8 protein-coding genes are annotated in these 11,787 nt (G+C 41.0%); 6 read left to right on the forward strand and 2 right to left on the reverse strand.

Annotated features, from left to right (window positions below):
* Positions 1 to 77: 77 nt before the first annotated feature.
* Together porZ and recO are read left to right on the forward strand one after the other, a co-directional pair.
* On the forward strand, positions 78 to 2,375 hold the full coding sequence (porZ, locus tag I4Q58_RS07455; protein ID WP_203295258.1) for a type IX secretion system anionic LPS delivery protein PorZ: 2,298 nt from the start codon (positions 78 to 80) through the stop codon (positions 2,373 to 2,375).
* Complete coding sequence (gene recO / locus I4Q58_RS07460; RefSeq protein ID WP_203295259.1) at positions 2,375 to 3,094, forward strand: DNA repair protein RecO; 720 nt, start codon at positions 2,375 to 2,377, stop codon at positions 3,092 to 3,094. The genes porZ and recO overlap by 1 nt, the downstream gene beginning before the upstream one ends.
* A 132-nt stretch (positions 3,095 to 3,226) precedes the next feature.
* Here recO and I4Q58_RS07465 read toward each other — a convergent pair whose 3' ends face one another.
* Positions 3,227 to 5,449 (reverse strand): TonB-dependent receptor, encoded by a 2,223-nt coding sequence (locus I4Q58_RS07465; protein ID WP_203295260.1) that lies wholly within the window; start codon positions 5,447 to 5,449, stop codon positions 3,227 to 3,229.
* Between the two features lie 54 nt (positions 5,450 to 5,503).
* Positions 5,504 to 5,911: a hypothetical protein gene (locus I4Q58_RS07470; protein WP_203295261.1), complete on the reverse strand. Its 408-nt coding sequence runs from the start codon at positions 5,909 to 5,911 to the stop codon at positions 5,504 to 5,506.
* Positions 5,912 to 6,044: 133 nt separating this feature from the next.
* Between I4Q58_RS07470 and uvrC the strand changes: the two genes are divergently transcribed.
* From uvrC to I4Q58_RS07490, 4 genes are all read left to right on the forward strand, one after another.
* Positions 6,045 to 7,835 (forward strand): excinuclease ABC subunit UvrC, encoded by a 1,791-nt coding sequence (gene uvrC / locus I4Q58_RS07475; protein ID WP_203295262.1) that lies wholly within the window; start codon positions 6,045 to 6,047, stop codon positions 7,833 to 7,835.
* 62 nt (positions 7,836 to 7,897) lie between these two features.
* Positions 7,898 to 8,257: a four helix bundle protein gene (locus I4Q58_RS07480; RefSeq protein ID WP_203295263.1), complete on the forward strand. Its 360-nt coding sequence runs from the start codon at positions 7,898 to 7,900 to the stop codon at positions 8,255 to 8,257.
* Between the two features lie 31 nt (positions 8,258 to 8,288).
* Positions 8,289 to 10,526, forward strand: coding sequence for a patatin-like phospholipase family protein (locus I4Q58_RS07485; protein ID WP_203295264.1), 2,238 nt, complete (start codon positions 8,289 to 8,291; stop codon positions 10,524 to 10,526).
* Between the two features lie 62 nt (positions 10,527 to 10,588).
* Positions 10,589 to 11,755: a homogentisate 1,2-dioxygenase gene (locus I4Q58_RS07490; RefSeq protein WP_203295265.1), complete on the forward strand. Its 1,167-nt coding sequence runs from the start codon at positions 10,589 to 10,591 to the stop codon at positions 11,753 to 11,755.
* Positions 11,756 to 11,787: the final 32 nt, after the last annotated feature.

The following is an 11,787-nucleotide window of genomic DNA, read 5'->3' on the forward strand; positions in this document are numbered from 1 at the left end:
TGAAGCAGTCTTTTTTATGGGCTTTCGGCAATAAATGTACCTTTGTGTGGTTATATTTTTCAATAAGTACGATTTGTATGAAATACATCTTTGGAATCTTTCTTTTTGCCATGTCGCTTTCAGTTGCTTCACAAAACTTTGAAGATAGTTGGACAGGTCATTTTTCGTACAATTCAGTGAGAAGTATAACGCAGGGAGACGACAGAGTATATGCCGCGAGTGAGAATGCGATCTTCAGTTACGACCTTTCCACACAAGAAATTGAAACTTTTTCATCGGTTACAGGGCTCGCAGGTGAAACGATTTCGACCATTTATTACAGTTCAAATTTCGATCTTTTATTGGTAGGATATGAAAGTGGCCTCATGCAGGTAATTGTTGAAGGAGAAGAAGATGTCCTGAATGTGGTGGATATTTTAGAAAAACAAAACATTCCACCCGATAAAAAGTTGATCAACCATTTCTATGAAAACGAAGACATCGTCTATATTTCAACAGATTATGGAATTTCTGAATACAATCTAGCTACGTTGGAATTCGGGGATACTTTTTTCATCGGACCCCTTGGAACTCAGATTGAAATCGCACAATCAACCATTAACCCTCCCTTCATTTATGCTGCTAGTAAATCGCAGGGAATTTTTCAGGCATCTACGATAGATGTGGATCTAATCGATTACCAAAACTGGACAAACCCTATTGGTGGAGGGTTTGTGGGGATACAGACCGTTGGAACACAAGTCTACGCCGCTCGTAATAACAGCGATGTTATTAGGGTAGCCTCGCAAGGGAGCGCTACAACAGTAGGTAATGTAGGGAGCCCGATTCAGGATTTTACGGCTACCAATTCGCTTTTAACAATTACGACCGCTACCAATATTAGAAGTTACGCCGATGATTTTTCCCTTCAGGCTTCCGTTTTTAATATCCCGGAATTTGACTATCAACTACAGTCGGGAATTGCCTTTGATGGTTCTTTTTATACAGGAACTGAAACCTTAGGCTTATTTATTATTCCCTTTGGAAGTAACCAACCTGAACAAATTCTACCCAATGGCCCATTATTTAACCGAGGCTTTACAATAGATGCTTCTCCCGGACAATTGTGGCTTGCGTATGGTGAAGTTACCGTAAGCTTTAATCCCACTCCCTTAACAAGAAGAGGAATAAGTAATCTCAGGGAAGGGGAATGGACCAATATACCATATGAAGATTTAATCGAAAATGTCGGGAATAAACCCGTTACCGATATTGTCAATATTGCTATTAACCCGAGCAATAGTAACGAAACCTTTATGAGCTCCTATCAATACGGGTTGCTTCAAATTGAGGACCAAACCCCAATTACGCTATTTGATGAAACAAATAGTCCGTTAGAAGAGGCTTTTGTTGGAAATGATAACGCCGGAATTCGATTGTACGGGTTAGCTTTTGACAATCAAGGAAATTTGTGGACGGTTCAATCGCGAACGAATGAAGCACTTATACGAAGGTCGCCAGAAGGACAGTTTCAGATTTTCGACATTGAGCAAATTAACCCTACCGATAATCAGGCGCTTACAGAAGTTGCCATAAGTAGGGAAGGCTATGTTTTTATAGGAACTAATGCAAAAGGCTTATCTGCTTTCAATCCAAGTAATAACAGCCTAAATACTATTGGAGAAGGGGAAGGGGAAGGGAATTTACCAAGTATTGATGTACGTGCGCTAGCCTTCGATAATAACAATCGACTTTGGATTGGAACATTGGAAGGTTTACGAGTTTTATTCAATGTAGGAGGCTTTTTTGAAGAGGATGCCGATGTAGAAGCACAGGCCATCATTATTTTGGAGGACGACGTAGCCCAAGAATTGTTATTTCAACAGTCGATTACCGATATTGAAGTAGACGGCTCCAACAATAAATGGATTTCAACGGCTACCTCAGGAGTTTTCTACCTTTCTTCCAACGGACAGGAAACCTTACTTCGGTTTACAGAAGACAATAGCCCGCTTCCTTCTAACAACGTTCAAGATATCGCCATCGATGATTTCACCGGTACGGTATATTTTGCCACAATTAATGGCCTCGTGGCCTATAATGGAACCTCGACAGCGCCAAGGGAAAACCTAGAGAATGTGTATGCTTTTCCCAATCCTGTAAGACCTAATTACGAAGGAAGTGTTACCATCGATGGACTTATGGCAAATAGTAATGTAAAAATTACAGACATAGAAGGAAACTTGGTTTTTGAGGAAACCAGTGAAGGAGGTAGTATTTTATGGGATACTACTGCATTTGGACGGTATAAGGTGCGATCAGGTGTCTATTTGGTGATGGTTACTTCTGAAGATGCATTCGAAACCACCGTCGCTAAAATCATGATTGTTCGATAATGATCGTTACGACACAGGCTATTGTTTTATCCAAACTGAAATATGGCGAGGCAGACCTGATTACCACTTGCCTTACTGAAAGCGATGGTGTTAAAACCTATTTACTTCGTGGCATCCTAAAGTCGAAGAAAGGAAAGTTGCGTAGCTCTTATTTTCAGCCGCTAACCCAACTCGAACTAATTGCCCAACATAAAAACAAAGGCAGCTTGGAATACATTCGCGAAGCGAAAGTTCTATATCCTTACAAAACACTGCATACAGATATTATAAAATCGACCTTAGTCATGTTTCTTTCTGAAGTGTTGAAAAACAGCATACAGGAGGAAATGCCGAACCCAACATTGTTTCAATATTTGAAATATGCCTTGGTATGGTTAGATGAGCATAATAAAATTGCCAACTTTCACAATCTCTTCTTGTTGAAGTTGTCACAATATTTAGGGTTCTCGCCAGATCCTTCAAACATCGAAGCTCCTTTCTTCAATTTGGAAGAAGGAAGCTTTCAGGAGCAGGACAGTCTTCAACCTTGCTATTCCGGAGAACGGGTGGAAGCCTTTAAAAAGCTTTTTCAATTATCGTTCGATGACCTTCATACCATCTCTATTCCGAAGAAAACAAGGACGGATATGCTTATCATGCTGTTGGAATACTATCAATTACACCTTCAAGGCTTCAAGCAACCCAAATCGCTTGAAGTGCTGCAGCAATTATTCGAATAACCTATGCTATCTTTTAACTAATGTACCTGAGCCAAAATGTGGCAGGTCGTTGTGCATCCGGCTTAATGATATCCTTTACAGATTTTTAATGCCAGTTCAGGCCTTTTTTCAACCCAAACTGGCATCGTAAATCTAGAAATTAATCGTTACCTTTCCTCGGATAAAAAATGGAGTTCCTGGTGTAAAATGAATCTCTTCTACAGGTTCGTCTTCAAATGAAAGTTGACTTTCCGTTGCAAATTGAGTTTCATTCCATTCCGTATCGAACAGGTTTTCGATGATAAACCCAAAGGTTACATTATCCCATGTATAATTTACATTCATATCGGTAACAAAATATCCCTCAGCCACAATACTATTATCCTCATTTGCAGGTCGGTCCTTGATGTAACGATAGTTTACTCCGCCAGAAAAATTGGAGAGGTTGTTCAATGTTACTCCTCCCGTGGAGGTGAAGTCTGGCGCTAATGGAATATAATCCTCTCCTTCTGGAGCTTCGGTACTTCGTGCATGCGTGTAGGTAAGATCATTATAAAGATACAGCCAATCAAAGGCTTCATACCGCAATCCAAAATCAACGCCTAAACGACGTGTCTTGCCGCTAGGCTCTACTATGCCAGCATCGCCTACATACACGAATTCTTGCTCTAGGAATAAATACCAGAGGGCTGTATTTGCAATCAATCGGTCGGTAATTTTATAAATACCACCTACATCGGCTCCGTAGGCCGCGGGTAAAATATCCTCCCCTTCATTCGCTACTACTACTCGAGTATCGTTGCTATGAAAGCCAATACCTGTTTTGGCGAATAGTTGTAAATCGCGATTTGGGCTATAGATAACGTTCAACTTCGGACTCGCAAAAAGCTTGCTTTCACTCCGATTGTCATATTCTTCTGGCAGTTTGTCTTCGTAATCGAATTTAAAGTAATCTAAGCGTAGCCCTGGGTTTACCTTAACATTCCCAAAGTCGAATTCAGTATTTAAAAACCCAAAGGCATTGATCTGGTCTACGTTCCCCAACGCCAATCGCTCTAGGATTTCATCGCGATTTTTGCTACGTGATAATTCAACACCATTGGCATCGTCATACCGAAAGCCACCCCCGGAGGTATACTCAAAATCGAAAGCATCTGCAGTAGTTTTTTTCGAATAAGCCGATCGGAAGCCAAACAAGTTTCGATCTTCCCGTTGTACAATTTGATCGCCATTTATGGGGTCTTCCAAAAAGAAGGTGAAATTTGAAAACAACTCAAAGTCATAATGCGAATAATACGCGGTTGTTTCCAATTTGCTATCTGGTGAAAGTGTTTTTCGGTGGTTGATGACCAAATTCGTTCTACTGGTAGTACCACCCTCAGTATCATCGATGGCGCCGAAACGGCTAATAAATCCAGTATCAACGGCCCGCTGTGGAATTTGTCCAGAAGCATCCCACTTGCTTTGAAAGTGCCCTGCCGTAACACTCATTTGTTGATTACCAGGCAATTCAAAATTATATTTCCCCATTAGATTAACACGATTGAAATTTTGCGGCGATTCAAACGGACCGTCGAAGGTATTCAGGGAAGCCGCTACATATGCATTACTGTTTTCGTTATCTAGAAGGTTGAACATCCCCACAGTTCGAAAGGAATCGAAATCGCCATATTCAACTGAAATAGAGCTATTCCGTAAGCGCTCCTTTCGCTTGAATGCGACATATCCTGCAGTGGTAAAATCGCCACGTTCGGCATAATAAGGACCTTTTCCAAATTCTATATTCTCAATGGTTTCTGGAATGATAAAGTGCAAGTCGCTATACCCTTGTCCGTGGGCATGCGAGACCATATTTACGGGCATATTATCGACCGATAGATTGATATCAGTTCCGTGGTCGATATCAAATCCGCGAAGAAAAATTTGCTCTGCTTTTCCACCTCCTGCATGCTGACCGATGATTAACCCGGGTACTTTCCGAAGAATCTCTTGAGAGGACTTCACTGGGTTTGTCTTGATGTCTACTTCAGTTATCTTACTTAAGGTGTTCACCTCAGGAGTAATAACGATTTGCTCTAAGCTTAACTCCGCCGGAGCAAGTGTAATTTCTATCGTTGATTCAAATGATTCTTCCGAAAGGGGAAGAATGACCGTTTCATATCCTAAATGCGAGATATAAAGTGTGTCGTTTTCCGAAGAGTTGGTTATGATAAATACGCCTTCGGCATTCGTATGGCTATGGGCCCCAGAATTTTTATTGAAAATAGCCACGTTTTCGATTGGGGTATTATTTTGGGTACGGATAATGCCTTCCACACTTTGAGCATGGATACTAATAGCGCATAATCCGAACATCCATAAAAGTAAAGTTTTCATGTTTTCATGGTTTTGGATTGATAGAAGAAGGGAGTTTCCCTTCGGTCGATATGATCAAACCATGAATCGGGGAGGAGGAACGGGGGTAGAACGATAGTGTTCATACCCTACCTCGTAGTAGTGCGAGGCAACGTGAAGATAAAAAGTAAATGATTCGGGTAAGTACTGCTTAAATTGAAGTAGATGCTTGTCGAATTCGAGTTTCGTTAGGTGTTTTGGTGAATCCTGCGTTTCATTTTCTCCTAATAAGGTGGAGAGGAATTGTAATACTTTATGATCGTGCGAATGTGAAATGTCATGCTCGTGATCATGCTCGTGATCTGAAGACGTTTTCGAAATAGTATGCGAAATGCTGTGAAATAAGGACGTTATCGGGGCATGGAGGGGGGCGAAAAGGTATAGTACCGTTAGCACTACTACTAACTGCTTCGTTGGAAAAAATGCTATTCGTTGTTCTTGCATACTATTTACACTACCATAAGTACGTATAAATCTAACTTTAGGTTTGAAATAGCGGTTGCTTTAACCCTACCTTAACATATTTTTCGTATGTTTTGAAGGCGTGAAAAAAGCCCACAACCGCTATCTTTGAATCATGGCCCAAGCTTCCGTACCACTTCAAATTTCAACCCTCCCAAATTCTCCCGGAGTGTATCAATACTATGATAAAAACGGGAAGCTATTATATGTTGGCAAAGCAAAAAACTTGAAAAAAAGGGTTTCTTCCTATTTCAACAAAACCCACGATAACGCCCGAACCCGATTATTGGTAAGGAAAATTAGGGACATCAAGCATATCGTGGTCGCCAATGAAACCGACGCTTTACTACTCGAGAATAACCTGATAAAAAAATACCAGCCTCGCTATAATGTGATGTTGAAGGACGACAAATCTTATCCTTGGATTTGTATTAAAAATGAACGCTTCCCACGTGTTTTTCCAACGCGACGTGTTATAAAGGATGGTTCGGAATATTACGGTCCTTATACCAGCATGAAAACGGTGCATACCTTGTTGGATTTGATTCGAGGTCTGTACCCACTGCGGACCTGTAACTACGATCTTTCAGAAGAGAAAATCCGAAATGGGAAATATAAGGTCTGTTTGGAATACCACCTTCATAACTGTGCCGGTCCGTGTGAAGGAATGCAAGCAGAAAGAGACTATCAAGAAAATATTGATGCTATTCGGAATATTATTAAAGGAAATTTCAAGGACTCGCTTTCGCGCTTCAAAAAACAAATGAAGCAACATGCGGCCGACCTTCAATTCGAGGATGCCCAACGCATCAAGGAAAAGATTGATGTACTGGAGAATTATCAGTCGAAAAGCACCGTTGTCAATCCGAAGATCAACAATGTGGATGTGTTCTCCATCGTTTCGGATGAAAGCTATGGCTATGTAAACTTTCTTCAGATTTCCTTCGGAAGCATCATTCGTTCGCACACCTTGGAGATCAAAAAGAAACTTCAGGAATCGGATAAGGAACTGTTGAAACTTGCGGTAGTTGAATTACGGCAGCGTTTCAATTCACAATCAAAGGAAATTTATCTTCCCTTCAAAATTGAAGTAGAGGAAGGGTTGAAGGTACATGTACCCAAACTAGGCGATAAAAAGAAGATTTTAGACCTTTCGCTTCGCAATGCGAAATACTATCGCATGGAGCGCTTCAAACAGGCGAAGATTGTCGATCCTGATCGACATGAAAACAGAATTATGGCGCAGATGAAGAAGGACCTTCGTCTTTCCGAGGAACCACGTCATATTGAATGCTTCGATAACAGTAATATCCAAGGAACCAATCCAGTTGCCGCCTGCGTGGTGTTTAAAAATGGGAAACCGAGTAAAAAGGACTATCGTAAATACAATATAAAGACTGTGGAAGGCCCAGACGATTTTGCAAGTATGGAAGAGGTGGTCTACCGTCGGTATAAAAGATTGTTGAATGAAGAGCAACCTTTGCCGCAACTTATCATCATAGATGGTGGAAAGGGACAACTGTCTTCTGCGTTGAAAAGTTTGGAGCGGTTGGAACTTAGAGGGAAAATCGCCATTGTTGGAATTGCCAAGCGTTTGGAAGAGTTGTTTTATCCAGATGATCCTGTTCCCTTGTATTTGGATAAGAAAAGTGAGACCTTGAAGATTATTCAGCAACTGCGAAATGAAGCCCATCGTTTTGGCATTACCTTCCATCGCGATAAGCGAAGCAAGCAAGCATTGAATACCGCATTGGAAACCATTCCTGGAATTGGCGAAAAAACGGTCGTTCAGTTGTTGAAGCATTTCAAAAGTACCAAACGAATCGAAAAAGCCAGTTTCGATGATTTGGCAAATGTCATCGGAGCTAGCCGAGCGAAAAAGATAATTACGTATTTTCAGAAGTAGAATAGAAGTGGAGGAGTCGATATGGCTATGAGTGTATAAGTGAAGCGTTAACAAACTAAAACATGAAAAAGTTTGGCTTTGAGAAGTTAAAGGTTTGGCAGAAATCTCGGAATTTGTCATATGAAGTATATACTATAACAGCTACTTTTCCAGAGGAAGAAAAGTTCGGATTGATAAGTCAGATGCGAAGAGCAGCTATTTCTATCTCTTCCAACATCGCTGAAGGAGTTAGTCGCAAATCTAAGAAAGAAGCAGCACGGTTTAGCGAAATAGCATATGGATCTGCAATGGAGCTAGTAAGTCAAAGTATCCTATCTTTAGATTTGGAATATATATCGAAAGAGGAATATGTGCTGTTAAGAAACAATATTTCAGAAATAACAGCGATGATACATGCCTTACGAAAATCACAACTAAAATAATAACCTTTAGACTCATAGACTCATAGACTGAATGAAATATTCCCTTCTAATAGTATTTCTTATGGTATCCAACCTTTTGGTGGCCCAATACCCCTCCCAAGACCAAGACGTGAAGGTGGGGCTGGTGCTCAGTGGTGGCGGTGCCAAGGGGTTGGCGCATATCGGCGCCTTGGAAATATTGGAAGAAGCCGGCGTTCGTATCGATTATATTGGCGGAACGAGTATGGGAGCGATAATCGGTGGGTTATACGCTTCAGGCTATTCGGCCAAGCAATTGGACTCTATTTTCAATGAGACAGATTTTACTACGCTGATTCAGGATGATATTCCGCGTAGCGCAAAAACCTTTTACGAGAAGGATGAATCGGAGAAATACGCTATTACACTTCCGTTCGATAGTTTCAAGATCGGGTTTCCCTCAGGGCTTTCCAAAGGGCAGAATGTATATAATCTTATTTCCAGACTTACGCTACATGTAAGTGACGTGGATGATTTCAGCAAATTACCAATTCCGTTCTTTTGTGTGGCTACGAATGTAGAATCGGGCAAGGAAGTGATTCTAAACGAGGGATATTTACCAAGAGCCATTACAGCGAGTGGTGCCCTGCCAAGTCTCTTTTCACCAGTAGCTATTAACGATACGATTTATATTGATGGTGGGGTGGTGAACAACTATCCCATAGATGAGGTTCGAGCTTTGGGTGCCGATATTGTAATTGGTGTGGATGTTCAAGATAGTTTGAAAACACGCGAAAGCTTGGAATCTGCATTCGATGTTTTAGTACAGGTGAATAATTACAGAACCATCGAGGATATGGTTGAAAAAAGAAAACGTACCGATATCTACATAAATCCGAATATCAAGGACTTCTCGGTGGTTTCTTTCGATGAAGGGAAGAAGATCATTGAATCTGGTAGGGAAGAGGCTCGTAGCGTATTAGATAAACTAAGAAGTATCGCATCGCAACAAAAGCAGGTGGATCGTCCGGATGTTGACTTTTTTCAGAAAAACAAAATCTACGTTAGTACTGTTGAGATTAATGGAAATGAAAAGTATACACGATCCTATGTGTTGGGGAAATTGAAATTGAAAACACCGGCCGAAATTTCAAATAAGCGTTTCTATGAAGGCGTAAACAATCTTTCTGCCACTGGAAACTTCCAAGATATCAATTATCGTTTAATGCAATTGGAGGATGGCACCTACAAGATTGTATTCAATCTAAGGGAAAACGACTCACAAATGACATTGCGTCTTGGAGCACATTACGACGATCTCTATCGAACAGCAGCCCTTATGAACGTCACTCGAAAGCGTGTCTTTACCAACAATGATATCGTTTCATTCGACTTTGTAGTTGGCGATAATATTCGGTATGATTTCAATTATTATATCGATAAGGGTTTTTATTGGAGTATTGGGTTACGCTCGCGATTCTTGTTCTTCGATAAGGATATTGCTGTCGACCTGATCAGTGATGAACTAGGCTTTTCGAACCAAACACAACTAAATGAAATAGAACTCGAATATGGCGATCTGACCAACCAATTGTATGTTGAAACCCTCTTCAGAAGAAACTTTTTGTTGGGAATTGGAGCCGAGCATAAATGGCTGAGGTTAGTGTCTGAAACCATCGGGATTGATGAAGATGAAAACCCCAGGACTGTTTTTGAAAACACCAATTATTTCAGCACCTACGGCTACTTGCGCTACGACACCTTCGACAACTCGTTTTTTCCAAAAAGTGGAATATTTTTCGATGGCGATTTTCACCTATATCTTTTTGCTGAAGGTTCCAATACGGATTTTGACCAATTCTCGATAGCACGGGCGAAAGCTGCTTATGCCCAATCGATAACATCCAAACTTTCTGCCGTCGTCGCTACACAAGGAGGCTTTACCATTGGAAACGATGCTACGCGAACATTGGATTTCTTTTTGGGTGGCTATGGCTATCGGAAGACCAACAACATTATGCCATTTTTCGGCTATGAGGCATTGAGCCTACGAGGGAATACCTATCTTAAATCTTCCCTGACATTCGATTACGAAATTTTCCGTAATAACCACGTGAACATAGCTGCTAATATTGCGAACATCGGCGACGATTTATTTGAAACGGGTCAATGGATAGATGGTATCGATTATTCCGGTTTTGCACTTGGCTATGGTATGGAAACATTCCTAGGTCCCTTAGAGTTGAAATACTCCTACTCTCCTGAACGTGATGAAGGCGAATGGTTCGTCACCGCAGGCTTCCGGTTTTAGCATTCCCTTACATAAATACCCGCCAAATTTTTACGATATTTGTGTAACAAACTCAGCTATTTATGCCTTTTTATCATAAGCTCGGGGAAATTCCCCATAAACGTCATACACAATTCCGAAAGCCGGATGGTAGCTTGTATTACGAACAACTATTCGGAACGATTGGCTTCGATGGTATGTCCTGCAATATGTACCACGTCCATCGTCCTACACAGGTGAAGGAGATTAGAAACCAATATAGCGTCGCTCCTAAAATTGCAAAGGCGAATAACATTCAATCGTATCGCTTTAAAGGTTTCGAGGTAGCGCCGGAAAAGGACTATCTTGAAAGTCGTAAAACGGTACTTACCAACAGCGATTGCAGCATAATTTTAGCAGCTCCGCAAGCGTCGCAAGACGACTATTTCTATAAAAATACCGATGCCGATGAAATGATTTTTGTGCATGAAGGCTCCGGAACGCTTCGGACCCATCTCGGAAATCTAAAATTTGAATATGGCGACTACTTGATTATTCCTCGGGGAATGATTTATAAAATGAAATTTGATACGAAGGATAATCGCTTGTTTATCGTGGAATCGCGTAGGCCGATTTACACTCCCAAGCGCTATCGTAACTGGTTCGGACAATTGTTGGAGCATTCTCCCTTTTGTGAACGCGATATTCGTCGACCAGAAGAGTTGGAAACCCATGATGAAAAAGGCGAGTTTCTAATAAAAGTGAAGAAAAAGGACGAGATTTTTGATATGATCTATGCTACCCATCCTTTCGATGTGGTTGGCTATGATGGTTACAATTATCCATACGCGTTTTCTATCCACGATTTTGAACCGATAACGGGACGGGTACATCAACCACCACCGGTACACCAAACGTTTGAAACCGATGCTTTTGTAGTCTGTAGTTTTGTGCCAAGAATTTATGACTATCATCCCGAAAGTATTCCAGCACCTTACAATCATAGTAATATCGATAGCGATGAAGTATTGTATTATGTGGATGGCGATTTCATGAGCCGAAACGATATCGATAAAGGACATATTTCCTTGCACCCAGCGGGGATACCGCATGGTCCGCATCCCGGTGCTACCGAAAGAAGTATCGGAAAGGTAAAAACCGACGAATTAGCTGTGATGGTGGATACGTTTAAACCACTACAAGTAACAGAAGACGCATTAAAACTGGCCGACGGCGATTATTATCGATCGTGGTTAGAGAATGAAGACTAAAAGAATTTATAAGAAACGACAACTTTATTAAT

The organism is Luteirhabdus pelagi (assembly GCF_016827595.1).
Classification (GTDB): Bacteria; Bacteroidota; Bacteroidia; order Flavobacteriales; family Flavobacteriaceae; genus Luteirhabdus; species Luteirhabdus pelagi.

Bases quoted from the DNA above. Each gene is read 5' to 3' on its own strand.
- porZ (WP_203295258.1), top strand. From the start codon at position 78: ATGAAATACATCTTTGGAATCTTTCTTTTTGCCATGTCGCTTTCAGTT.
- recO (WP_203295259.1), top strand. From the start codon at position 2,375: ATGATCGTTACGACACAGGCTATTGTTTTATCCAAACTGAAATATGGC.
- I4Q58_RS07465 (WP_203295260.1), bottom strand. From the start codon at position 5,449: ATGAAAACTTTACTTTTATGGATGTTCGGATTATGCGCTATTAGTATC.
- I4Q58_RS07470 (WP_203295261.1), bottom strand. From the start codon at position 5,911: ATGCAAGAACAACGAATAGCATTTTTTCCAACGAAGCAGTTAGTAGTA.
- uvrC (WP_203295262.1), top strand. From the start codon at position 6,045: ATGGCCCAAGCTTCCGTACCACTTCAAATTTCAACCCTCCCAAATTCT.
- I4Q58_RS07480 (WP_203295263.1), top strand. From the start codon at position 7,898: ATGAAAAAGTTTGGCTTTGAGAAGTTAAAGGTTTGGCAGAAATCTCGG.
- I4Q58_RS07485 (WP_203295264.1), top strand. From the start codon at position 8,289: ATGAAATATTCCCTTCTAATAGTATTTCTTATGGTATCCAACCTTTTG.
- I4Q58_RS07490 (WP_203295265.1), top strand. From the start codon at position 10,589: ATGCCTTTTTATCATAAGCTCGGGGAAATTCCCCATAAACGTCATACA.